This is a genomic window from Lentzea sp. NPDC004789 (assembly GCF_053601075.1).
The window spans coordinates 1-25,340 of the sequence record NZ_JBSGBE010000033.1 but is presented as its reverse complement, the minus strand read 5'-3'; the positions used below and the strand labels follow the sequence as shown (position 1 = coordinate 25,340).

At 63.8% G+C, this 25,340-nt stretch carries 17 protein-coding genes and 1 pseudogene; 14 read left to right on the top strand and 4 right to left on the bottom strand.

Annotated features, from left to right (window positions below; genetic code table 11):
- Position 1 precedes the first annotated feature (1 nt).
- Positions 2-280 (bottom strand): hypothetical protein, encoded by a 279-nt coding sequence (locus ACWEIJ_RS42945; RefSeq protein ID WP_449843063.1) that lies wholly within the window; start codon positions 278-280, stop codon positions 2-4.
- 260 nt (positions 281-540) lie between these two features.
- Positions 541-873, bottom strand: a complete 333-nt coding sequence (locus tag ACWEIJ_RS42940; RefSeq protein ID WP_449843062.1) for a hypothetical protein — start codon at positions 871-873, stop codon at positions 541-543.
- Between the two features lie 194 nt (positions 874-1,067).
- On the opposite strand from ACWEIJ_RS42940, the gene ACWEIJ_RS42935 reads away from it, so the two are divergent.
- Both ACWEIJ_RS42935 and ACWEIJ_RS42930 read left to right on the top strand, forming a co-directional pair.
- Positions 1,068-1,922 carry a GntR family transcriptional regulator gene (locus ACWEIJ_RS42935; protein WP_449843061.1) on the top strand — a complete coding sequence of 285 codons (855 nt, stop codon included), beginning with the start codon at positions 1,068-1,070 and terminating at the stop codon, positions 1,920-1,922.
- The gene (locus ACWEIJ_RS42930) at positions 1,922-2,473 is read left to right on the top strand and encodes an AAA family ATPase (RefSeq protein ID WP_449843060.1); all 552 of its coding nucleotides are present in this window, start codon (positions 1,922-1,924) and stop codon (positions 2,471-2,473) included. The genes ACWEIJ_RS42935 and ACWEIJ_RS42930 overlap by 1 nt, the downstream gene beginning before the upstream one ends.
- Positions 2,474-3,494: 1,021 nt before the next feature.
- Here ACWEIJ_RS42930 and ACWEIJ_RS42925 read toward each other — a convergent pair.
- Positions 3,495-4,418, bottom strand: coding sequence for a tyrosine-type recombinase/integrase (locus ACWEIJ_RS42925; protein WP_449843059.1), 924 nt, complete (start codon positions 4,416-4,418; stop codon positions 3,495-3,497).
- 178 nt (positions 4,419-4,596) lie between these two features.
- Here ACWEIJ_RS42925 and ACWEIJ_RS42920 point away from each other — a divergent pair, with 178 nt between their 5' ends.
- The 11 genes and pseudogenes from ACWEIJ_RS42920 to ACWEIJ_RS42870 all read left to right on the top strand — a co-directional run bounded on the left by ACWEIJ_RS42920 (position 4,597) and on the right by ACWEIJ_RS42870 (position 22,713).
- Positions 4,597-5,268, top strand: coding sequence for a hypothetical protein (locus ACWEIJ_RS42920; protein WP_449843058.1), 672 nt, complete (start codon positions 4,597-4,599; stop codon positions 5,266-5,268).
- A 438-nt stretch (positions 5,269-5,706) separates the two neighbouring features.
- Positions 5,707-10,596, top strand: coding sequence for an FG-GAP-like repeat-containing protein (locus ACWEIJ_RS42915; RefSeq protein ID WP_449843057.1), 4,890 nt, complete (start codon positions 5,707-5,709; stop codon positions 10,594-10,596).
- 16 nt (positions 10,597-10,612) lie between these two features.
- Entirely contained in the window at positions 10,613-16,717 is a 6,105-nt protein-coding gene (locus ACWEIJ_RS42910) for an RHS repeat-associated core domain-containing protein (RefSeq protein WP_449843056.1), read from the top strand.
- 14 nt (positions 16,718-16,731) lie between these two features.
- Entirely contained in the window at positions 16,732-17,466 is a 735-nt protein-coding gene (locus tag ACWEIJ_RS42905) for a hypothetical protein (protein ID WP_449843055.1), read from the top strand.
- A gap of 132 nt (positions 17,467-17,598) precedes the next feature.
- Positions 17,599-18,678: an RHS repeat-associated core domain-containing protein gene (locus ACWEIJ_RS42900; protein ID WP_449843054.1), complete on the top strand. Its 1,080-nt coding sequence runs from the start codon at positions 17,599-17,601 to the stop codon at positions 18,676-18,678.
- A gap of 73 nt (positions 18,679-18,751) precedes the next feature.
- A pseudogene (locus tag ACWEIJ_RS42895) lies at positions 18,752-18,958 on the top strand (polymorphic toxin-type HINT domain-containing protein); the annotation flags it as partial.
- Positions 18,888-19,220 carry a deaminase gene (locus ACWEIJ_RS42890; protein ID WP_449843053.1) on the top strand — a complete coding sequence of 111 codons (333 nt, stop codon included), beginning with the start codon at positions 18,888-18,890 and terminating at the stop codon, positions 19,218-19,220. The pseudogene ACWEIJ_RS42895 and the gene ACWEIJ_RS42890, both read left to right, overlap by 71 nt.
- A 98-nt stretch (positions 19,221-19,318) precedes the next feature.
- Positions 19,319-19,714, top strand: coding sequence for a hypothetical protein (locus ACWEIJ_RS42885; RefSeq protein WP_449843052.1), 396 nt, complete (start codon positions 19,319-19,321; stop codon positions 19,712-19,714).
- 350 nt (positions 19,715-20,064) lie between these two features.
- A complete protein-coding gene (locus ACWEIJ_RS42880; RefSeq protein ID WP_449843051.1) occupies positions 20,065-20,538 on the top strand; it encodes a hypothetical protein in 474 nt (157 codons plus the stop codon).
- A gap of 635 nt (positions 20,539-21,173) precedes the next feature.
- Complete coding sequence (locus ACWEIJ_RS42875; protein ID WP_449843050.1) at positions 21,174-21,575, top strand: SCO4402 family protein; 402 nt, start codon at positions 21,174-21,176, stop codon at positions 21,573-21,575.
- A 121-nt stretch (positions 21,576-21,696) separates the two neighbouring features.
- Complete coding sequence (locus ACWEIJ_RS42870) at positions 21,697-22,713, top strand: GNAT family N-acetyltransferase (RefSeq protein WP_449843049.1); 1,017 nt, start codon at positions 21,697-21,699, stop codon at positions 22,711-22,713.
- 399 nt (positions 22,714-23,112) lie between these two features.
- Here the strand turns inward: ACWEIJ_RS42870 and ACWEIJ_RS42865 are convergent, their stop codons facing one another.
- Positions 23,113-24,000 (bottom strand): tyrosine-type recombinase/integrase, encoded by an 888-nt coding sequence (locus ACWEIJ_RS42865; RefSeq protein WP_449843048.1) that lies wholly within the window; start codon positions 23,998-24,000, stop codon positions 23,113-23,115.
- 337 nt (positions 24,001-24,337) lie between these two features.
- Between ACWEIJ_RS42865 and ACWEIJ_RS42860 the strand changes: the two genes are divergently transcribed.
- Positions 24,338-25,300 carry a polymorphic toxin-type HINT domain-containing protein gene (locus ACWEIJ_RS42860; protein ID WP_449843047.1) on the top strand — a complete coding sequence of 321 codons (963 nt, stop codon included), beginning with the start codon at positions 24,338-24,340 and terminating at the stop codon, positions 25,298-25,300.
- The last annotated feature ends 40 nt before the right edge of the window (positions 25,301-25,340 follow it).

Below are 25,340 nucleotides of genomic sequence, written 5' to 3'. Positions count from 1 at the left end.
GTCAGCTCACCGCCCACTCGCGCGAGATCAGGTCCGCCTCGTGCTTCTGCGCCCTGCTCCTGAGGTGTCCCACCTGCTCGTACACCTTCTTGAGCTGTGCGGTCAGCTCGTCCTTGGTCGGCAGCGAGAACCCGGCGCCAGCCTTGGAGTCGTCCACGCGCTCGATCAGCTTCTCGGCCTCGATCAACCCCTCCTCCAGGGTTGCCATCGCGCCGACGAAGTGGCCGTACCGTTCGAGGGCTTTCTTGGTCTTGTAGTCCTCGATGATCTGAATCGCCACGATCGTGCACCTCCTCTTTCCTCATGGGAACCACGAAGACCGCCGGACAAGTGATCGGCCGGTGGTCAACGTGAATCCCCGGCGCGACTATTACGCCGGAAAAAGGCATGGATTGGCCCACTGTGGAATTGTCAAAGTTCGAAAGGATTCCCCTGCTATTCGACGGCGTCGCCTACCGATGCGGATTCGCGAAGGTGGTTCGACGGTCACAGGGGCCAGGCGGAGCGCGACGCGCTAGGCGTCACCGGGCAGCGCCCGAGTCAGGCGACCTTGACCAGACCCGTTGCGCGGTAGGCGATGCCGGACACGGTCTCGCCCCGGCCGCTCTTGAACGAGTAGAACGAGGCGCGCGGGTCGACGAGTTCCACGATGTCGCCCTCCTCGAACTCGTCACCGGGGTCGGTCGCGAGGGTCACCTTGATCTCCTCGCCCTTCTCCCCCTTGGCCTTCATGAACACGGTGGCGGTGAACTGCTGTGCGCCGTCCCGGTCCGTGACGATCTCCGTGTGACCGTCCACCTCGCGCGTCTTCAGCGTCGGCAGCTCGGTCAGCATCAGGCGACGGTCGCTGAGGATGATCCCCATGTTCTTCATCGGAGCCTCCGTGTTCTAAACCCTGGTTGGGCTGTGTGCGTAGTCACAGGCTAACAGTTGATAGGTCCGCCGTGCAACTGTTAGGTCGAACTTTTCTAGACATATCCCCTGACCAGCGCATATGTGTCAGCAGTCACTGTTAGGTGGCTGATATGCTCAACGCTTACGTGTCCTCGCGCAGGCAGGAGCCGCACATGTCCACCCCCGGCGGTCGGTTGTCCCGGCCGGAGTCCATGCACGAGCAGATCGCTCGCCACGTTCGCAACGACATCGAGGCGGGCGTACTCCGGCACGGGCAGGCGCTGCCCTCCACACGTGAGATGGCAAAAGAGTGGGACACGAGCGTCTTCACCGTCACAGAGGCGATGAAGCTCCTTGAGCGCGAGGGCCTGGTGATCAGCAAGTCTCGTGCCGGCCGCGTGGTCAACGCTCCGGAGCAGAGCGCGCGGGGCGACGTTCGTACTCACCGGCCAACCGTGATGCTGATCGGTGGCTATGCGGGGAGCGGTAAGACTGAGCTTGGCCGGATTCTGGCCCGTGAAACGGGTTGGCCGATGCTCGACAAGGACACACTGACGCGCCCGGTTGTCGAGGCGGCACTAGAGACGCTAGGTCGGTCGCCGCATGATCGGGAGTCCGAGGTTTACCTGGAGGTTGTCCGCCCACGCGAGTATGAAGCACTCCTTGCGGCGACCACAGAGAACGTCCAATGTGGAAACAGTGCGATCGTGACAGCGCCGTTTATCAAAGAGTTCAAGGATCTCGCGTGGATGAACCGGACAGTCGCGACGTTCGAGGCGTTGGAGGCCACCGTCGTTGTCGTGTGGGTCTACTGCGACGAGGCCACGATGCACACCTACGTACGTCACAGGGGTGCTGCTCGGGACGCGGTCAAGCTGGGAAACTGGGCGGAATACGTTGCAGCGATTGATACATCGTTTCGCCCGCCGGTCGAACACCGCGTGGTTGACAACTCTGCGTCGAGTGAACCCCTCCAGGCTCAGGCGAAGCGACTCGTTGAGTCGGTCGCGGCTCAGGGTGCGGTCTGATGCGAGGCATTGTGTTGTACGGACCGCCGGCGTCTGGAAAGGACACGGTCACTGAGGCTCTAACTCGCCTTGACCCGAGCTATCGGCTCTACCGCCGACTCAAAGCTGGTCCGGGCAGGACGAGCGGTTACCGCATGACCAACGCCGCCCACGTCGATGAGTTGCGCAGCTCCGGAGACATCGTGTGGGAGAACCGGCGCTACGAATCGGTGTACGTGGTCGACCGCCCGTCTCTGCGCGAGTGCCTTGAGAACCATGTGCCAGTCGTGCACCTCGGGCAGCTCGAAGCGATCGAGGCTATCCAGGAGGCGTTCCCCGACGCTGTCTGGACCACCGTCTACTTGCACTGTCCACGTGAAGAAGCCTTGGCGCGCATCGTTTCCAGGGCTACAGGCGATGTAGACGCTCGTGTTTCCGCATGGGATGCAACGGAGTCCTTTCCGGAAGCGGATCTTTCTATCGATACATCTCAGACGAGCCCAGCCGACGCGGCAGCGCTGGTGTCCAAAGTTTCTTCTCTTCATCAAGGCGGCCCCTGCGGGGCCGCTTAGGTCGCCGCTCTATCCCCGTTCGACAGGGGCTTCACGGCCCCATTCCTTTGTCGCTCGGGTAAGCGGGCGGGGCCCGGCCTGCGGCCACCCACCCGCACCCGGCGACGGAGGCGGGCCTACCCCGATCGAACGGGACAGCGACCTAAGCGGCCCCGCAGCCACCGCAAGTAGAGGTGGAGGGACCGCCGGCGAGACAGGGCGTGCAGCCGCCGGAAGGCTCCACCGCCACCCCTTGTTCCCGGCCATCGTTTAACACCTGGAGACATGCGCCAAGAGCGCTACGCGTCCCTGCGGGATGGCCTGCGGCCACTCTTGACACATGTCTCCAGGAGCTAAGCGCAGCAGGGACGAGGGGGACGGGGGAGGAGTGGTCGGCGTTGTCGTTCCCGGCTATACGGCTGCTCCGCACGTGACCGCAACGCTGACCGCAACGACCGCTACAACCACCACGCCTGAGCACTGAGGTAGAAGGCCTGCGAGCTGGGCGAACACGGCGGAGAGGTGACCCGCTCGTTGCTGGCAGTGTGAGGGTCAGGGGTTCGAGTCCCCTCAGCTCCACTTGAATTGAGAGCCCGTCTGATCGAGCGGTTTACGCTGGTCAGGCGGGTTTCTTGCTGTTCTGGGTCTGATCTTCGGCGATCGTCTTGCGGTGACCCTATGGAGCAGTTCTGGAGCAGGATTCTCCGGCGCGATCGCGTCCGGTCTGGTGGATCTGGGTGTTCGTGGTGCCCCTTTGACTAACGGTGTGAGGGGCAGTGGATTGCTTACGCCGCAAGCGGCCCTGAAACATGGCGTTCTGCAGGTCCCGGCGCGGTCGGGTGCGCCCGGACATTCAAGTCTGCTTCATGCCAGCGCCGCTGCAAGTCGTTGAGCAGTCGGAGTTCGACCTCGGGGGCGACGTGGGAGTAGACCTCGGTGACCCGGTTGGGCAGGTGGTGGCCGAGTCGGCGGGCTTGGGCGATCTCGGGTGCGCCGCCGGCGATGAGCCACGTCTTGTGACTGTGCCGCAATCCATGGAAGGTCAGGCCGGGGCGGATCGGCACCGTGCGGGCGCTGGCTTGCGGGTGTTCTTCGTTGCCGTTGACCGCGGGTTTGAGTACTCGGCGGATGAAGGTGCTGCGCCACAACCATGTTCGCCTTCGGCGGTGAACACGAACTCGTTGTCGTGCCGTTCGAGATGCTTGCGCAGCATGGTGATGAGGAACGGTGGCAGGGTGATGGTGCGGGCTGACGAGGGGGTCTTGGGCGAGCCGAGCCACCGCGTGTGCGCACTCTCGTGTAGTGCCCCGGTGCGTGGATCGATGATCAGAACGCCGCGGTCGAGGTCGACGTTGTCTCGTCGCAGTCCGGTGAGCTCGCCCCAGCGGCATCCGGTCCAGGCAGCCGTGATGATGAGCAGGCCTGCGGTGTCACCGCCGAGTGCGGCGGCTTGTTCGGCGATGCGGAGAACTTCGGTGGGTGTTGCCCAGACGCGTTCGCGTTCGATGCGGTGGCTGCGTCGTCCTCGCCGTCGGTAACGGCGGATGGGGTTGCAGGAGATGAGACGTTCGTCGGCGGCGTCGGTGAGGATCATCGACAAGACCTTGATGATGGTGGCGACGGTGGTGTTGGCGTAGCCGAGCTGGCGCAGGTCGCTGATCCACTTGTTCACTCCGAGAGCGGTGATGGCGCCCAGCGGTGTAGCGCCCCAGCGGAGCAGGATGTGGCAGCGCAGGACGCTGCGGTAGTTGTCGATGGTGCGTGGGTCGAGGTCGAGTGCGGTGAACCAGGTCGTGACCCATTCGGCGACGGTCGTCAGGCCGTGGGTCGGGTCGAGCCAGGTGTTACGGCGTTGATCGCATTCGATGTCGGCGGCGTAGTTGTCGGCGGCGCGCTGGGTGGTGAAGCCGGAGATCGAGGCGGTGTGTCCGTCTCCGGTGCGGTAGCGGACCCGCCAGGACTGCATGCCGATCTGTTCTGACCATGCCATGACGACCTCCGGGGTGTAGCTGGAGTGAGAGGCCTCAGTTGTGCGCTTCGGGCTTCTTGAGCGCAAGTCGGCCCGGTAATCGATCCTGGTATTTCGCGGAATCTCGGTGTCTGTTTTTCGTTCTCGGTGCCTGTTGGCTGGCTACGCTCCGCTGGTGAAGCGACTTCTTGTGGTAGTTGTGTGCCTGTTCGGCGCGGCGTGCGGTACCTCGGCACCGGCTACACCTTCCAGCGCGCCGTCCACGTCGCAGGTCGTTGACGACTCCCAGTCCATTGGTGTTGCCTTCGAGGCTTTCAGGAAGGCCGTAGTGGCCAAGGATGGCGCGGCCGCCGCATCGGTGCTGTCGGGCAGCACTTTCAGCGAGTACGACAAGATCAGAAAGGTCGCGCTCACCGGTGTTGAGCAGCAGGTTGCTGCGCTGGTTCCGAGTGGCCGGATCCTCGCGTACACGATGCGGGGCGACATGGATCCCGTGGTGTTGCGTACTGCGTCTCCGCGTGACCTGGTGAAGGCTGTCATCGACGAGGGCTTGGTCAGCGGGGACAGTGTCAGTGGCATCACGCTGGGCGATCTGACGATCAACGACGGCAAGGCGTTGGGAAAGGTCCGCGTGGCCCCCGCGCAGACGACGGTGTTCCTCAGCTTCCTGCGTGAGGATGGCGCGTGGAAGTTCGAGCTGCCGTCGATGTTCGACTTCACCGACGCCACGCTGGGCGCGGTTGCCAAGCGGAAGAACCTGAGCCATGCCCAGATGATCGATGAGGTACTGCTTGCCAAGTACGGGCCGGCGAAGGCTGCTGAGGTTCGCAAGCCGATCGGTGCCTGACCACTCTCGGTTGACCGTGACGCTGGTGCCTACGTCAGGACCTCGCCCCAGGGTCGGCTCGGCGCGTTCCCCTCCCGAAAAGGGCTGTCTGCTCTCGCTTCGGCGGGGTCCGAGCTCAACCTCGCTGGGGATGTCCGGCTGAGCTGGCTGAGCACCTGAGCCGCACCGCGCTACTGCTAGTAGAAGGGCATGAGCCGGGCGTCACCCGTTCGGCCCCATTGCCAATCTCTATCTCGCCCGGCAGACTCGGCTGCCGCAAGGGGGTTCGCGTGTTGTCGGGGGGCATGCGCGGATAGCGGGGGGCTTTACTTGACACGCGCCGGGGTGGCGCAAGGCTTTGTCTTGCGCGCGTTCGTGACGTTCGCAGTTGTGTCCACATTCGTCGTTCCGTTGGCTCGTGCGGCTGAGCCTGCTTGTGTTGACGAGCAGCCGACTGCGGTGGCCGCTGCGGCGATGGCGTCGCGGTGTGGTCGTCGGGTCGAGATTGTCGAGCTGCGTGCGGAGAGCGCGCAGACGTTCGCCAAGCCGGGTGGTGGTTTCACCACGGAGCAGTCGGTGGAGCCGCGGTGGGCGCGCAAGGCCGATGGGTCGTGGGCGCGGGTCGACACGACTGTACGTGTCACGGGCACGGTGGTGGCGCCTGGTGCGGCGGTGTTGCCGGTCGAGTTCTCCAATGGTGGTACGGGTTTTGCGGCGCGGTTGCGTGATGGTGATCGGGAGTTGTCGATCACGTGGCCGTTCGGTGCGCTGCCCAAGCCGGTGTTGTCGCGTGCGGTGGCGACCTACGCGGAAGTGCTGCCAGGGGTGGATTTGAAGCTCACGGCGTCGGCGCGGGGGTTTTCGCAGACGTTGGTAGTGAAGAGCCGGGAGGCGGCGAAGAACCCGAAGGTGGCCAAGGTGGCGTTCGGGTTCGCGACGAAGGGCGTCACGACCTCTGCCGCCGGTGGTGGGCTGGAGGCGAAGGACGCGTCGGGGCGGGTGGTGTTCCTGTCGCCGACGCCGTTGATGTGGGACTCGGGTGGCACGGGTGCGGCCGGGGTTGCGGCGAAGTCGGCACCCGCGAAGTCTGCGGACGCGGAGCCGGCGTCGGCGGAGCCGTCGGGCCAGCGGTCGGCGCCGATGCCGGTCGCGGTGGAGAACGGTCAGATCACTGTTGTTCCGGATGCCGCGATGCTGGGTGACGCGGCGACGCGGTATCCGGTGATGATCGATCCGTCGTGGACGGGCCGGGTGCAGGACAACGCGTGGACGCTGGTGTCGAGCAAGTCCGGGCACGAGAACTGGGGTTTCTGGCAGGGCCGCAACGGTCAGGGCAACTACTACCTCGGTGATGCGGACAACGCCGGTGCGGCGGGGACGGGTCTGATCTGTGACAGCGTCTCGTCGGAGGGCAAGTGCCTGAGCTCGACCTACAAGGTGCGGTCGTTCTTCCGGATGGATGTGTCCGCGGTGAAGGGCAAGATCATCACGGGCGCGTCGTTCCGGATGGAGCAGCGCTGGTCTTTCACCTGCGGCAATGGTGGTTCGTGGGCAACGGTGCGGGTCACGGGTCCGATCAGCGGTGCCACGACGTGGAACAACCAGCCGGCGCGGTGGGACAACAACTGGGCGTCGTCGGCACCGGCCAACCGCAAGGTCGGCGCCACGCACAACTGCGACGGCCCCGGTGATGTGGAGTTCCCGTTCACCAGCGTGATCTCCCAGGCCGCGGCGAACAACTGGAACGACGTCACTGTGGCGCTGGAGGTCGACGAGGCCAGCGTGAACAACTGGAAGCGGTTCAACGCGGGTTCGGCGGTGCTGGCCATCGACTACAACTCGCTGCCGAACACGCCGGATCAGCTCACGGCGGACGGCAAGGCGTGTGCGACGGGGGATGCCCGGCCGGTGGTGCCGACGGTGACGCCGACGCTGCGGGGGCGGGTCAGCGACCCGGATGGTTCGGACACCATGAAGGCGCGGTTCGAGTGGCGGCGCATCCGCCCCGACGGCTCTCAAGGGCCGGTCTCGCAGGTCGAGCGTTCGCCGTGGGGTAACGGCACCACCGCGGAGTACACGTTGCCGAAGCCGTCGAGTTTGCCGACGGGTGTGGTCGAGTCGGGGGACAGTCTGGTCGGTACCGGTGACTGGGACAACGACGGCAAGCCCGATCTGGTGATCCGCGACGCGGACGGCTTCCTGTACCTGCTGCCCACTGTGGACACTCCGTCCGGCAGGAGGTCCGGTGACCGGGTGCTGATCGGCACCGGCTGGGGCAGGTACACGATCGCGGGTGTCGCGGACTGGGACAACGACGGCAACAAGGACATCGTCGCCCGTGAGGACGAGACGGGGGTGCTGTGGCTGTATCCCGGCGAGGGCAAGCGCGCCCCGTCGCCGCAGCCTCGGGTCCAGCTGGGCGCGAACTGGGGTGTGCACACCTTCGCCGGTGTGGCCGACTACGACCGCGACGGCAAGCAGGACGTGATCACCCGCGACATCGACGGCGCGCTCTACGTCTATCCCGGCGACGGTGCGCGTACGGCGTTGAGTCAGCAGCGCGCGTGGCTGGGCAACGGCTGGCAGGCCTACACCTTCGTCGGTGTCATGGATCGCACCGGCGACGGTGCCCCGGATGTGTTCGCCGAGAACGCCGGCACGATGTGGCTGTACCTGGGCAGCGGCAAGCGGGAGAGGTACAGCGGCTCGCCGGACCGGTTCGACATCGGCACAGGTGGCTGGTCGGGCGCCATGGCACGTACGATCGCCGACTTCAACGGCGACGGCGCGAACGACATTGTCGCGAAACTGCCGTCGTCAGACGACTGGTTCCTCTATCCCGGCGTCGTCGGTACCGGTGCCGGTGGTGCGCAGTGGGCGGTCGCGGGCCGTGGCCTGACCACCGGTAACTACGCCTACCGCATGACGGCCTCCGACAACCAGGTGTGGGGGCCGGCGTCGGGCTGGTGCGAGTTCACCGTGGATGTCACCGCACCCGACGCGCCCACGCTCACCTCGTCGGTCTACAGGACCACGGGTTGCCCGGTGGACGGCTGCGGCTCGCTGGGTATCGCGGACACCTTCACGTTCGCCAGCACGTCGACCGACGTCGTCAAATACCGGTGGGGCTTCACGGATCCGCCCTCGATGACCGTTGCGGCGGGCACACCGATCCGCTGGACACCACCATCAGCCGGACCACGGACACTGTTCGTGGAAGCGGTCGACCGCGCGGGCCTCTCGACCCGCAAGACGTTCCAGTTCACGGTGGCGGGCGGCAAACCCAACGAGGCGCAGTGGTTCGCTGCTGATGATCCCGCGGCTGACGCCACTGGCAACGGCCACGACCTCGCGCTCACGGGCCTCGACACGGGCCGGGTCGGGCGTGCGGTTGGCGGCGCGAGCGCGATCGGGTTCGACGGTGCGGTCGCCAACGGTGCGACCACGGCCAAAGTGCTCGACACCGGCAAGGACTTTTCTGTCTCCGCGTGGGTTCGGCTCACAGGCGACACGGTGAATCGCACGGTGGTGAGCCAGCAGGGTTCCGCGACGTCCGCGTTCCGGCTCGGCTATGAAGCGGCTGACCACAAGTGGGTGTTCGCGCTGGCGGAGACCGACGCGGGGACTGCCACGCAGAAGGCCGCGAGGTCCGACGCCCCGGCCGCCACGGGCATCTGGACCCACCTGACCGGCACCTTCGACAGCGTCAACAAGGAAGTCCGGCTCTACGTGGACGGTGCGTTGCAGCTCAAGACCGATGTGGTGAAGGACGGTTTCGCTGCCATCGGCCAGGTGTGGATCGGCAAGGCGCTGCGCAACTCCGCACCGGCGGAGCCGTGGCTTGGCGACGCGGCGGAGGTGCGTGCGTGGAACCGTGCGATCACCCCGCAGGAGACGCTGGCGCTGGCCGATGCCTCCGTGGTCAGTGGTGTCGGACGGTGGATGTTCGACGAAGGCTCGGGGTCGATCGCCGGCGACTACACGCAGTACCGGCGTGCTCTCAAGCTCAACCTCACCGGTGGCGCCAAATGGGGTGCGGGCCTCAAGGGCAACTACAGTTTGGAACTCAACGGTACCAATGGTTCGGCCAGCACGAGCGAGCCCGTGTTGAACACCGACCAGTCGTTCTCGGTCGACGTGTGGGCGAGGCTCAACGGCACGGGAACACCTCGGACTGTCGTCGTCCAGCACGGTCCGTCCGGAGTGGACCCCTTCACGCTGAAGTACGACGGCTCGCAGTGGAGTGCCGAGATGCCGAACGCGGCGGCGAACCCGTCCACGTGGTGGAAGGCCAAGGGCGACGCCGTCGTGAACAAGTGGACGCACCTCGTGGCCGTCTACGACGCCGCAGCGCGAACGCTGAAGCTGACCGTCGGCTACCAGGACAGCCCGGACACGCTGAAGAGCACGGTCAGCGGTGTGGTCGGCTGGAACTCCACCGGTGTGCTCTCGGTCGGGCGCAGCAGTGCGGGGGAGTTCTTCAACGGCAACATTGATGAACTCAAAGTGTGGCAGGGAGTGCTTGCCGCGGCAGCGCTCCCGGCGACGCCGCGGACCGGTTCGTCGATCTCCGGCGACGCCAATGACGAGATCGTCATGGTGGAGGCTAGCGGCATCGTCCGCGCTTACCTCAACGTCAACGGCGACTTCCCGAACGCCTCGCAGGAGATCAGCTCCGGCAGGACACCCGATCGAACCTGGTTCGCCGACATCGACGGCGACGGCAAGTCCGAGATCATCAGCGTCGACCAGGACGGCACCATCAAGGCGTACCGCAACGTCAACGGCATGAACGGCTCCCCGTACACGGGAGGGTCGACCGTCATCGGCTCGGCGCCAGGCGAGACGAAGCGCATCAAGTTCGCGGACATCGACGGGGACGGCCGTGCGGATCGCGTGTCGATTGACGCCGACGGCCGGGTGCGGGTGTATCGCAACCTGTTCGGCCTGAACGACCTTGGCCAGTCCACGGCGTTCGCGGCCACGCCCGTGATCGTCAAGGTCACCACCGCCGCCCCGGAGGCCATTCGGTTCGCTGACATCGATGGTGACGGCAAGGCGGAGTTCATCACGGTGAACGCCGACCTGACCGTGTTTGCCTATCGAAACCTGAATGGGCTCGGCTACGGCAGTTACGACACCTCACAAGAGATCGGCTCCGGCTGGACGCCCGAGCGAACCTTCTTCGCCGACATCACCGGTGACGGCAAGGCGGAGATCGTCATGGTCCGCGAGGACAGCGCGGTCCTCTCTTGGACGAACTACAACGGTCTGACCTCGTTCCCGTACGCGGAAGCGAGGCAGATCGGCTGGGGATGGCCCGATCCCAGCCGAGTGCTCTTCAGCTAGTCCCGCCCTTTCGCCTGTGAACTGGAGTTGTGTCATGCCCACAGCCCGATCTAAGCGTGGACTGGCTGTCGCACTCGCCGCGTCGCTCGCGTCGGCGATGTTCACCGCCTCACCCACTCCGGCCGCGCCGTACAAACCCCCGGTGCCGAAGAAGGAACGGGTGATCACCGGTGAGAAAGCCGGTGCGCGGCAGGTGGAAGACGTGCGCACCGGGAAGAACTTCGCCGGTGCGGCACCGATGTGGCCGAAGGCCTCAGTAGCTGAGGTCGATCTCGGCGCGGTGACGATGAACAAGTCGGTGCGGGTGGCGGACACATCGGTGTCGGTCGTCGCCGCCGACGGGGCGGCGAACGCGAAGCCGAAGATCAAGATCGAGACGTTCGATCGGGACAAGACTCGCGCCGCCGGTGTGGATGGCGTGTTGTTCAGGGTCTCCGGCGGGCCGGCGAAGGTTGAAGTCAACTACTCCTCGTACCGCTGGGCACACGGCGGTGACTGGGCTTCCCGGTTGCGGCTGATCGAGTTGCCCGAGTGCGCGCTGCGGACGCCGGAGAAGCCGGAGTGCGCCGGCAAGCCCGTCGCGTCGCGCAACGACGTGGCGAAGGGGACCGTGACCGCGACTGAGGCGTCGCCTTCCGGCGGTGCGTTCATGGCGTTGGCCGCGGGCACGTCGAGTGGTTCGGGCACCTACAAGGCGACGAGCTTGTCCCCGTCGGCGACGTGGTCGGCCGGATCGAACACGGGCGCGTTCACGTGGAACTACCCGTTGCGGACGCCGCCTTCGCTGGGCGGCCCGACGCCGTCTCTGGCGCTGGAGTACTCGTCGGCGAGTGTGGACGGGCGGATGGCGGCCTCGAACAACCAGCCGTCGTGGATCGGTGAGGGGTTCGAGTTCGGCGCGAACTTCATCGAACGCAGGTACGTCGGTTGCAGCGACGACATGAAGGACGGCGCGCGCAACACCGAGAAGACCGGCGATCTGTGCTGGCGCAACGAGAACGCGACGTTGTCCATGCAGGGCCACGCCGGCGAACTGATCAAGGAAAGCCCGACGTCGAACCGCTGGCGGCTGCGCAACGACGACGGCACCCGTGTGGAGCTCGGCGTCAACGCGAACAACGGCGCCCGCAACGGCGAGCACTGGGTGGTGACGACGCCGGACGGCACGCAGCACTGGTTCGGCCGTAGCGCGCAGTCGGTGCTGAACGTGCCGGTGGCAGGTAATCACTCCGGTGAGCCGTGTGCGGCGACGTTGTTCAAGGACTCGTTCTGTTCACAGCCGTACCGGTGGAACCTCGAGTACGTCGTCGATCTGCACGGCAACACGATGACGTACAGCTACGACAAGCAGACCAACAAGTACGCGCGCAACAACAGCGCGACCGATCTGGCGGAGTACGACAGGGCGTCGGTGCTCAAGCAGATCGACTACGGCACCCGCACCGACCGGACCGAAACCGCGCCGATGCAGGTCGTGCTCGAATCGGCCGACCGCTGTCTGGCTGACTGCGAGACCAAGGACGCGACGCACTGGCCGGACACCCCCTGGGACCAGGAGTGCACGACCAGCCCGTGCCGGGTGGGATCGCCGACGTTCTGGACGACCAAGCGCTTGGTAGCGGTGACCACGAAGACCGGCGGTAGCCCGGTGGAGAAGTGGACGCTGGGGCACTCGTTCCCGGACCCCGGTGACGGCACGCGCTCAGGTTTGTGGCTGGACAAGATCTCCCACGTCGGCCTGGTCGGCGGGGAGACGCCGGTGCCGGACGTCCGGTTCCAGGGCATTCAGCTCAGCAACCGCGTCGACACGAACTCCGATCAGCTCGCGGCGATGAAGTGGTGGCGGCTCAAGACGATCTTCACCGAGACCGGTGGCAGGATCGACGTCACCTACGCCGACGCGGACTGCGTGCCGGGATCGCGAATGCCCGACGTGAACGCGCTGCAGGACAACAACCTGCGTTGCTACCCGGTGCGATGGACGCCTGAGGGCAACACGAGCCCGATCTGGGACTTCTTCCACAAGTACGTGGTGAAAAGTGTCCAGGAGGCCGACCTGACCGGTGGTTCGGTGCGGGTGGTCACCGCCTACGAGTACGTCGGCAACCCGGCGTGGCATTACGCGGACGATGACGGCATGATCAAGGCCGAGGACAAGACCTGGTCGGTGTGGCGTGGCTACGGCGCGGTCAAGACGCGCAAGGGCGATCCCGAAGAGCAGACACTGACGGAGAAGCGCTACTTCCGCGGTATGAACGGCGACAAGCTGCCGTCCGGCACACGCACCGTGTCGATGCCGGCGATCGCCGCCGGCGCCGTTCCTGAGGCGGTCGACGAGGACGTGTTCACGGGCATGGTCCGCGAAGAGATCGTCTACAACGGTGGCGCCGAGGTGTCGGCGACGGTCAGCGAACCCTGGCAGTCCAACGCGACCGCGTCGCGCACGATCAACGGCGTCACCGTCAACGCCCGCTTCTCCGCCGTGGCCGGCAAGCACACGCGGGTCGCGCTGGACAGCGGCCGCGGCTATCGCACGACCAGTTCGGTGACCGAATTCGACCAGGTCTACGGCATGGCCACGCAGACCGAGGACCGCGGTGACGACAACGTCACCGGCGACGAGAAGTGCACGCTGATCGACTACGCGCGCAACACGTCGGCATGGTTGACTGGCACGGTGTCGCGCAAGCGCGACTACCTGGTCGACTGCGCCCACGCCAAGGCCCCGGCCGGCGTCAAGGACACGGACTTCGTCGGCGACGTCAAGACCTACTACGACGGCCAGAGCCACGGTGTCGCTCCGACCAAGGGCGAGCCGAGCACGATCCAGAGCCTCAAGTCCTACGCCGGTGGTGTGTCGGCGTACGTGACCGACCAGGTAACTGAGCGCGACAGCTACGGCCGGACCACGAAGACGACCGACCCCAAGGGCACCTCAACCGTCGCGTACACGCCGGCCGCGGGCGGACCGGTCACCGAGCTCGCCGCGACCAACTCGGTGGGCTGGGTGATCAAGACCGTCCTCGCGCCCGCGTGGGGATCACCACTGTCCGTTGTGGACCCGAACCAGCGGAAAACCGACTACGCCTACGACGGACTCGGCCGTACGACGGCGGTGTGGCCCATCGGATTCGACCGGTCCGGACCGGCAGCCACTACGTTCTCCTACCGGGACCGGGCGGACGGGTCTGTCGCCGTCGCGACGAGCACGCTGAACACGTCACTTCAGTACGTCACGTCGTACCAGCTGTTCGACGGGCTGCTGCGGCCGCGTCAGACGCAGACACCGGATGCCGCGGGCGGTACGTCCAACAGCGTCATCACCGACGTCTACTACGACTCGGCGGGCCGGGCCAAGCGAGCCAACAACGCCTACCTCGCGAACGCAGCTCCCGGCACCGACCTGTTCGTGCCGACCGACACCATTCCATCGGCAACGACAACGACTTACGACGGTGCCGGTCGCGAGATCATCCAGGCGCTCAAGTCGGACGTGCCGGTCGCCAGCCCCGGCGGCAACGAACTGTTCCGCACGTCCACCTACTACGCGGGCGACCGCACTGACGTTACCCCGCCCAGCGGCGGCATCGTGTCGTCAACGCTGATCGACGCCCTGGGCCGCAAGTCCGAGCTGCGCCAGTACCACGCGGGTGCCGTCGCGGGCAGCGCAACGGGCTTCGACGCCACCAAGTACACCTACGACCTCCGAGACCAGCTGACCGAGGTCGTCCATGCCTCCGGTAAAACGTGGCAGTACGCCTACGACGTACGCGGCCGCAAGGTCCGTGCGGTCGATCCGGACAAGGGCACCACCGAGTCGGCCTACGACGACGCAGATCAGCTCGTGTCCACAAAGGATGGACTGGGCAAGACGGTCGCGTTCACCTACGACGCCCTGGGTCGTAAGACGAGCATCCGCGACGACTCACCGACCGGAACGCCCCGCGCGGAGTGGTTCTACGACACGCTCTCCGATGGAACTGTTGTCAATGGCGTGCAGGTGAAGTCGGTGCGGCACGGGGAGCTTGGTGACTACGTCACGGAGCACTCCCGGTTCAACGCCGCCTACCAGCCGCTGGAGATCGACTTCACGATTCCCGCAGGGGAAACCGGGCTGGGCGGCACGTACAGCTACGAGTACAACTATTACGGCAACGGCTCGCTGAACGTGATGCACCTGTCGGCGCTCGGCGATCTCAAGAAGGAAACACTGGAGTACGGCTACGACTCACTGAACCAGCCGAGCACGCAGAAAACCGCATACGGAACCGCGACACCGACCGAGCTCGTCGCCGGCACCGGTTACACGTCGTTCGGTGAACTCGCGAGCACCACGATGCTGGGCAGTGGTCGTACCGTGACCATCGTCCGCGGCTATGAGCAGTACACCCGGCGCCTCAGCCAGATCTACACCTCGAGGCAGGTCGGCCCGACCGACGTGGCCAAGGTGTCGTACAGCTACGACCCCGCCGGCAACGTCACCCGCATCGCGGACTCGATCAGTGGCGACACGCAGTGCTTCACGACCGACCACGTGCGCCGGGTGACCGAAGCGTGGACGCCAGGTTCGGGCAACTGCGGTGACGCGCGCACGGTGGCTGCCCTCGGCGGTCCGTCGAAGTACTGGCAGTCCTTTACCTACAACGCCGCGGGCGACCGCGAGAAACTGATCGAGCACGGCACCAGCGCGGGTGACCGTACGACCGAGTACTTCCCGACGCCCGGCAAGCACAGCCTGGCCAGCACAGTGACCACTGACAACGCCGGTTCTCGCAAGGCTTCCTACACCTACGACGCTGTTGGCAACACGCTCACCCGCCCGTCGCCGTCCGGTGGTACGCAGACCTTGACGTGGGACCGCGAGGGGCGTGTCGCAACGTCGGCGGACGATTCGGGTGCGTCGTCGTATGTCTACGACGCCGATGGTGCGCGGCTGGTCCGGCGTGATCCGACCGGTAGCACGTTGTACCTGCCGGGTCAGGAGCTGCGTTACACGGCGGCAGGCGGCGCGAAGACCTGCACTCGCTACTACTCGCACGCGGGTCAGACCGTCGCGATGCGCACGTCGACGGGTCTGACGTGGATGTCGTCTGACCAGCACGGCACCGCGCAAATCACGATCAACGCGCTGAACCAGACCGTGAGCACTCGCCGTACCCTGCCGTTCGGCGAGGTTCGTGGTGGTAGCGGGACCTGGCCGGCGCGGCTGGACAAGGGCTTCGTTGGCGGCACGCTGGACAACACCGGGCTGACGCACATCGGTGCGCGTGAGTACGACCCGGCGATCGGCCGGTTCGTCTCGGTGGACCCGGTGATGGACACGTCGGATCCGCAGCAGTGGAACGGCTACGCCTACGCCAACAACGGTCCTGTGACCTTCAGCGATCCGACAGGCCTGATCGCGAGCAGCTGCATGGACGACGGTCCGTGCAGCGCCCACCATCACAACGACCGGCCTGTCGCGCCGACATCGGCGGTGAGCGTGCGCGCCGCCACGCAGGAGAAGACGCAGGCTGCCAGGCCGTGGGCGGCGGAGTCCAACCGCATCAAGAACGAGCTGGCGGTGCAGTACAAGCAGACCGACTTCGACAAGATGGTCAGCCCGGACGGCTTGCCGTCCCACATGCGCAACGAGGCGCTCACGATCCTGCAGGAAAAGCTGTGCGCCCTGTACCCCAAGCAGTGCATGGACATCGCGAAGGAAATCGCCGGATCGCAGGTGTTCATCGCAAGCCCCAAGGGTTCCACGAACAGCGGGTACGACGCCGCCGAGAAGGTTCGCGCGGCGACCGAGAAGGTGCTGAACAGCAATTCACTGGACGAACTGATCGAAACTCAGCTGTCTCTGGAGGAACAAAAAGCCTTGGAGAGGAAGCCGTTCCTCGCCCGAGCCTTCTATGGGTCGGCCATTCATCGTGCGACGAAAAAAATGCTTGACAGGATGTTTCCTGGCGAATTCGAGTACAAAGCATCCTGGGGCGTGGACTTCCGGCACCGCTCCGGAGCTTATGTTGAACTCACCACGAGCGGGCAAATCGATGCCCACGTGGCGCGGGGTGGCAACTACGCGAGCTCGTCCTACGTGGCGTACAATCTGGCGGTCGCTGGTGGGTACAGGTAAGAGGGCGGGTTGCGGTGCTTGCTGACTTCACTTCTGATGGGACAAGCCTTCTGATTTCTGGTTCAGAAGTGGTCGATCAAGATTTCTCTGGGCGTCGGGAGACCCGATGGGTGATAATTGAGTCCCACTTCGAGCGTTGCCGGTTCGACTCGCTCAAGGTGCCCTCGTTCAGCTTCGGCTCCGGCATGAAGATGTCGGAATACGTGGACTGCACCTTTGATGGTTCGACCATTGGGGCGACAGCGCCTGGTAGGGCGAGGTTCATTCGGTGCTCGTTTCGGAACGTGCGTCTGTCTAAGTGGTTCTGCACCAATGTAGAGATGATTGATTGCACGTTCAGCGGGACGCTCAAGGAGATCAACTTCGTTGCGTCGCTGAACGAGACGGACCAGGCGGAGCTCGGGCGTTCGCGTAATGAGTACCTGCGCAACGACTTCTCTGCGGCGAAACTGGCCTGGGTGTCGTTCCAGGGTGGGGTCGATCTGTTGGATCAGCGTCTTCCCTCTGAAGATGGATACGTGCTGCTCACTGAGCCTGAACCGGTGCTGAGTAAGGCGCTCGAACAGATTGACACCTGGCAGGAGAGCGAGGATCGGGAGGAGGCGAGGAGCTACCTCGCGGTGCTGCTGAAAAAGGCGGTGCGGGGACAGCGGCAGCTGCTGCTCTCGCCTCATGACTGGACCAGTCGTTCGGGGGAGAAGGAGCGAATCTACCGGCGACTGACCGACGTAATTGCATCTGTAAGCTAGGTATGCTACTGACGCTGATCGTTGATAACCTAGGAATGGGTGAGGCCTTCTGTAGCAACCTCTCAAACGAGGTCTGATCGCCAAGGCCGTCGTGCCGACGGTGTAGTCGTAGTATTCTTCCGCCTCCTTGAGGTGCTCGTTGAACACGCCGGTGTCGCCGATTGTCAAACCGTCGAGCAGCCTGTAGAACTCTTCGGCGTCGATGTGGTGGGGGCGCTCGACTTTCCCGATGAGCTGCAGGGTCGCCGGGCGGACTTAGGTATCGCCAATGCCTTTGTCGAAGGTATGGCAGTGGAACGCGGACTAGAACTCGGCTCCGTTATCGGGCTGGATATCCTCGACCTGGAACGGGTGACCGGGACGTTGCTTCTCATAGCGCTTTCACCGCTGCACGCGCGGCTTGTAGTGCTGGGTTGCAGGAGTCGGCCCATGCTCAGGCGCTTGGACAAGGGCTTCGTTGGCGGCACGCTGGACAACACCGGGCTGACGCACATCGGTGCGCGTGAGTACGACCCGGCGATCGGCCGGTTCGTGTCGGTGGATCCGGTGATGGACATCGCCGATCCGCAGCAGTGGAACGGCTACGCCTACGCCAACAACCCACCGATCACCTACAGCGACCCGACCGGTCTGCTGCCGACCAGCTGCATGGACGACGGCAGCAACTGCAGCACCCACCGCACCAACGACCACGAAGTCGCCTCGGAATTCGAAGTCGAATCGGAAGGCGGCATCACCGCAGCGCGACACATGCCCAGCGGAACTACCTATCTCGGCACTAGGGCACTGCCCCCTGGCGGGCCGGATCTATTCAAGCTTGCCGCAGCGATGCGGGCGTATCAGCCGACAGACCCCAACTACGGAAATCCTGAAGGCGACTGGGGTGAGTTCAGTGAATACCAGCTCCTTGCGCTGGCAGAGGTTGTATGCACCTATCAGAAGTCTTTGGGTTGCAGTAGCTATTTCACATTGGCGCGGCAGCTGCGGACCAGTCGTGCGGCCGCCGCGCGATTTGCCTGTGAAGACGGCAACAGCTTTACCGGCGACGCGCTCGTTTTGATGGCAGACGGATCCACCAAGCGCGTTGATGAAGTCAAGGTTGGTGATCGAGTCATCGCTACCGACCCGGAAACGGGCGAGTCGGGCGCAAGAGAGGTTGTCTCGGCGATCGTTGGCGAGGGTTTAAAGTACCTTGTCGAGATTCGAGATTGAGGTTGGCGTCGGCAAAATAACCGCGACGGACAAACACCCGTTCTGGATGCCTGATTAGAGACGCTGGGCGGAAGCTAAGGATCTGCGTGTCGGTTCTTGGCTGCAGACCTCGGCGGGAATCTGGGTTCAGATATCTGCAATACGCAAACATGTTAACGTGAAGCGGGTGTACAATTTATCCGTTGATGATATTCGCACGTATTTTGTAAATGCGGGTAAAGAGTCTGTTCTCGTTCACAACTGTGGCTGGGGCGGATCTTGCGGCGTACAGGACTCGTGAGGGAATGCCGACCAGCGGAAGTGCGAACGATACATTTACCGCTGCAATGCTTGTGGTTGGAGGGGCCGTCTGCTGTGGAAGAAATGCCCACGGCCGTGAGGTCGATATTAGAGTCAATGCGCAGACAAGGACTCATGCTGAGGCTGACGTGTTCCAGCAGGCCAAGAACGCGAGGGTATCCGGGGCTCAAGCTGTACTGTATGTTGATCGCGAATTTTGTCGATCATGTGGCGCGAGTGGTGGGGTAGGATCCTTGATCTGAGGTGCTGGGATTGACCAACTTCTGGTACATGCTCCTTCTGGCACCTATGTGATCAACGCAAATCAGCGACCATCCGTGCCGAGGTCAAGGTAGTTCAAATGATCAGACTGGCAGGAGATGACCGGAGTGGGGTCAGCACGCAAGACTGGGAGGTTGAGGAGCCATCGTTGGAAAGAATAGAGCAGGCTATTGCCAACCTTGATGGGCTTAGGTGGACTGAAGTTTCTGTTACGGCGGAGGATCCATTCCGATATATCTCCGTAGGGGGAGGGCCGGAGCTGTTTCTTGTTACAGGAGAGCTGAGTGATGGAACAATAATTCAACTGCATGATGAATCAAAGAATCTGTCAGCCGAGGTTGAGCTGGTATGTGGCGGCCAAATGGGCGTGTTCAAGCGTTCCGATTTGGTTGGTCGCCTACAGGCCATAAATGCTGTTTCGGAATTCTTGCAAGATTTTTCAGGTGGGCTCGGTCCTGCCTGGTCAATGGAATAGTCGGGTGATCTGACCTTCAAGGCTTCGAGGACTGCTTGGACCTACCCTTTAGGGGGAGTCCGCCTGATTGGAGGATTCCATGAGAGGTCATTGCAGAGTGCAGGAATGAGATGACTGCTGAGGAGGTGGGCGGACCGATGATTGAGGTTGCAACTCGATTGAAGAGCTCGCGTCTGAGTCTCGGTGTAATATTCGAGATCTTGCGGAGGAATCGCCAGAGAGCTCTCAAGGCTTTCTCCGGGCTGGCTCATATTCGGGCTCTAGGGCTATCTTTACTGTTGAACATGTCAAGACTCGGTTGTTGAAGACTGCTAACAGGTCTTCGCAACAATGAGGTGTGTGCGTAAGCGATGATTCGGTTGTCATTCGACATCTCGGAGGTTGAGACGCCCTGGCGTGCCACCTGGGGCAGTGCTGGCCCTGTCAATCCGGTAATCATCAGTGAAACGGCCCTCTGCTATAAGTGCTTCGCGGTGCATGTCAGGTTCGTGATCGACGATATCGAGATCATCTCCAGAACGCGCGGTATAACCCTAGTTGATTTTGCGTTGTCACTGCAGTATGCGCTCAAACGCTTGGTCTCAGGCGACGATGCGAGCATCGGGTTCACAGAGAGTGATGAAGTGATTCGTCTACAGGTTGAGGGTAAAGCCGTCGTGGTTACTTCGTCCAAACGGGAATGGCGAGTCGCAGTTAGTACAGATGAGGTGGTGCCTGCTTTCGCAGGGTTCGTCGAAGAGGCATATTCTCGCCTGGTTGAGAGCGTTCCGGGATTGGCCGAAAATCCGGTGATTCACGCTCTCCGTCTGACTGGGCAACCTTGAGAGGTTCTCCACTGAAGGCCGTGCGAAGCGGTTGTCGACTCGTCGTGTTGGTCAGGAGGCGTTGGCCTCATTTTAGGCCCTGGTTACCGGGTGTGAGAGGAAGGTAACGGGGATCGGCAGCAAGATCACCGCTACCAGTCGACACCTCCTTCTGGCTGCCCGGCCAGAAACGCTGGGCGGACGCCGAGGACCTGCGCGTCGGTTCGGTGCTGCAGACCTCGTCAGAGACGTGGGTGCGCGTAGTTGCGATCAAGAGGCAGGTCGCGGTCAAGCGTGTGCGCAACCTAACGGTGGATGTCTCCACACCTATCATGTACTGGTTGGCCGCACCCCTGTGCTGGTCCACAACACCGGTCCCACCATTGGTCCATTCTGTGGCCGACCAGGAACCATCTCTGCGGACTGGCGGCAGGTAAACCCACGAAGAAAGGTGGCGGCTGGCGATGGGACGCTCCCGTGGATGCTCGAGAGAACGGCGTTCGCATTGACCCTGGGAATGCGAACTCGCCGTGGCCGAGCCAGCAGGTTGATCACGTTGTTGTGCGGAGTAACGGGAAGGTTATTGGCCGTGATGGTCGCCCAATCTCGGGCACCGTTACGGACGACGCGGCAAATGCGCACATTCCGTTGAGTGAGTGGGCAAAGTGGAGAAGCTGGGATACGCCATGATTGAAGTTAGGTATCCGAACTTGCGCAACGAAGTCCTGGAGGCGGTTCGCGCTCTTTCGGATTTCGAGTATCAGCAGCGCGTGTGGGTTCGACGCGATGTTTTATCTGGAAATTATGATGAGTTTACGCATCGGGTTCGCATACTCTACGACGATACGCAAGTTTTGGAAGCTCCACAGGCGGCGATAGGCGACGTGCTGGCATCTGAAGAGGAGGCTTGTGCGATGCAGGAGCTGGTCGATGTCTTGAATTCCATCTTCGATCGATTTGGAACCGAGCTGAGCGATGACAAGTATCTGGAGCTACCGGAATGGGGGACGGTTGTAGCAGCGGCGCGAAGGGTGCTCGTCGTTCTTGAAGGCTCGTGAGCCTGCCGCTTGCTGGTCGGCAGATGATCTGTCGCGAACTCCGGTGAAGGGGTGAGCTCGCCGAGCGTTGCAATCGTGTGCGTGCCTCCACGTCGTGTCGGGGAGAGTGTGGGGATCGGAAATGACCAGGAAGTTCGAACTGCAGCCGTTCGAGGCTGATCAAGCCGCACCGGTGGACCTGAGGGCGCTCTACGAGCTGTCGGTGGCCGCTCTGCGTCTGGATCGCCCGGATCCAGTGGTGCTCGACTACGACGACTGGGTGGCCAGTCTGCGGCAGCTTGTCCCGAGTCTGGGGCCTCGGCGGTACTGGATCGCCCGTTGTGATGGCGAGCTGGTGGCCAAGGCCGTCGTCTACTTCCCGCCTGACGAGAACGAGCATCTGGCGCTGACGACGATCACTGTGGCACCGTGGCGGCGGCGTGAGGGTGTGGGGACCGCGGTGCTCAAGGCGTTGCTGCCGGAACTCGAAGCGCGCGGCAGGAGGCTCGTGGAGGGCTGGGAACTGTCCAAGGGCGGACCGGGCGCGCAGTGGGCGGTCGCGGTGGGGATGCGCATCTCCAAGTCGACAATCGCGCAGACGCTGGACATCCGCGATGTCGACCCGGCGCTCTGGGACGTGCCTGCTCCTGAAGGGTTCAGGGTGGCGGAGTGGGAGGGAGCCGCACCTGACGAGCTGGTGGCTTCGTACGCTCGCGCGCTGCACGTGATGCGCGATGCGCCTGCCGGCGACTCCGAGTACAGGCTTGCGGAGTGGACGGCCGAACGCGTACGCGAGGCCGAGGCTCGCCATCGTGAGCGGAACGTCGTGCAACGGGTGGTGGTCGCGGTGTCCGAGGCGACAGGCGAGGTTGTCGCACTGACACAGATGGACCTCTACGCCGACTATCCCGAGTGGGCCGTCCAGCAGGACACCGCCGTGATACCCGCGTATCGCGGCAAGGGGCTTGGGCGATGGGTCAAGGCGCACATGTTGCGGGCACTGCTCGTCGAACGGCCATCGATCGCGAAGATCTACACCAACGTGAACGCCGACAACCAATACATGATCAGGGTGAACGAGCAGATCGGCTTCACGACCAGCCGCTCGACGGTTGGAGTCAGTGCGGATATCGCCGAACTGCGTCGACTGCTGGGCTGAGTCTCACACTGATCGTGCTGGAGCGGAACTGGAGCAGGGCAGGCAGTTGAACGTCGTCGAACGGCACTCAACGGCGCTGAACGGCAGCTACTTGCGCTGGAGTTGCTGAGGCTCTAGTGTTTGTGCTGGTAGAAGTCCTTTGTGGACCAAACTGGTAGTGTGAGGGTCAGGGGTTCGAGTCCCCTCAGCTCCACTTGAATTGAGATCCCGTCTGATCGAGCGGTTTCCGCTGGTCAGGCGGGTTTCTTGCTGTTCTGGGTGGATCTTTGGTGATCGTGTCGTGCTGCCCCTATGGAGCAGTTCTGGAGCAGGTTTCTCCGGCTTGATCGTTGTGCTGGTCGCTGGACTGGGTGATCGTCGTGCCCCTCCCCCTAACGGTGTGAGGGACAGCGGGATTGCTTACGCCGCAAGTGGTCCGGAGAGGTAGCGTTGTGATGGCTCCGATGCGGTCGGGTGTGCTCGGACGTTGAGGCTGGCTTCGTGCCAGCGGCGTTGGAGGTCGTTGAGGAGTCGGAGTTCGACTTCGGGTGCGACGTGGGAGTAGACCTCGGTGACCCGGTTGGGCAGGTGGTGGCCGAGTCGTCGTGCCTGGGCGATCTCGGGGGCGCCGCCGGCGATGAGCCATGTCTTGTGGCTGTGCCGCAAGCCGTGGAAGGTCAGGCCCGGTCGGATCGGCACCGTGCGGACGCCTGTCAGCGGGCGTCCTTCGTTGCCGTTGACCGCGGGTTTGAGTACGCGGCGGATGAATGTGCTGCGCCACAACCATGTTCCGCCTTCGGCGGTGAACACGAACTCGTTGTTGTGCCGCTCAAGGTGCTTGCGCAGCAAGCTGATCAGGAACGGTGGGAGGGTGATCGTGCGGGCTGAGGAGGGGGTCTTGGGTGAGCCGAGCCACCGCGTATGGGCACTTTCGTGTAGTGCCCCGGTGCGTGGGTCGATGACGATAACGCCGTGGTCGAGGTCGACGTTGTCTCGTCGCAGTCCGGTGAGTTCGCCCCAGCGGCATCCGGTCCAGGCGGCGGTGATGATGAGCAGGCTGGCGGTGTCGCCGCCGAGTGTGGCGGCCTGTTCGGCGATGCGGAGTACTTCGGTGGGTGTTGCCCAGACGCGTTCGCGTTCGATGCGGTGGCTGCGTCGTCCGCGCCGTCGGTAGCGGCGGATCGGGTTGGCTGGGATGAGGTGTTCGTCGGCGGCGTCTGTGAGGATCATCGACAGGACTTTGACGATGGTCGCGACGGTGGTGTTGGCATAACCGAGCTGGCGCAGGTCACTGATCCACTTGTTCACGCCGAGCGCGGTGATCGCGTTGAGCGGGGTGGCGCCCAGCGGAGCAGGATGTGGCAGCGGAGAACGCTGCGGTAGTTGTCGATGGTGCGCGGGTCGAGGTCGAGCGCGGCGAACCAGGTCGTGACCCAGTCGGCGACAGTGGTGCGGCCGCGGGCGGGGTCCAGCCAAGTCGCCGGCGTCCGTCGGATGCGGCTACTCGCCCAACGGTCTGTGCGGCCCGGAGGGATCCGGGTATTCCCAGCGGGAGTTCGAACAGCGCTGGCAATGGGAAACCGGCACCGGTGACGGCTCCAACCAGCCGATCATCTACGGCCACCGACTACCCACCGCCGAAGAGATGAAGCGAGGTCCCATCTTCGGCGCACCAGTCATGATGGCGCCGGACGAGTCCTACGCGAAGGCAGTCGCCAACTGGGCCACCTACCTCTGCCGCAGCAGCAACCCCGGCGCCGGCTTCTGCGAATGGTCCTACACCGTCGGCAACCGACCGGCCAACGGCTGGGACTTCGTCTTCACCGTCGTCGGCGCGGTCGGGCTCGCCGCGGGTGCCGTAGGCGGGTCGGCGTTGCGGGGTGCAGGTGCGGCGTCCAAGGAGGCTGGCTGGCTGGGTAAAGCCGCCAAGGTTCTGGGGAACGGTTGCGGCGGCAGACCCGGCAACAGCTTCGCCGGTGACACTCAGGTGTTGATGGCCGACGGTTCGATCAAACGCATCGACGAGATCAAGGTCGGCGACCACGTGCTCGCCACAGACCCGGAGACGGGTGAGTCGGGCGCACGGGAAGTGACCGCGACGATCATCGGCGAGGGTTTCAAGAACCTCGTCGAGATCGAGACAGCCGACGGCAAGATCGTCGCGACCGACAAGCACCCGTTCTGGCTGCCCGACCAGAAGAGGTGGGTTGACGCCAAAGACCTTCACGCAGGTTTGGCCTTGCAGACCTCGACCGGCACCCGCGTAGAGGTCACCCAGCTCAAGGAGCGGGTCGAGTTCAAGCGTGTCCGCAACCTCAGTGTCGACGGCATCCACACGTACTATGTGCTTGCTGGTGACACTCCGGTACTGGTCCACAACGACAATGGCGGCATTGATCTCAGCAATGCGACTGAGTGGCAAGGCCGATTCCCCGTAGGCGGAGCGCTCGACGGGGGAGGACCAAATAATGGCATTCTGTACAGGACCCAAAACGGCGCGATTAGTAACTATGCCGTCTATGACTCGGACGGGATTATTCTCCGCCGTGTGGACCTAGTACTACAGCCGCATGGCGTGATCTTGGTCGATGACCTGCCGGGGATGTGAGACGGCCACCGTGATCAACTTCGAGGTGTGTTGGGACTCG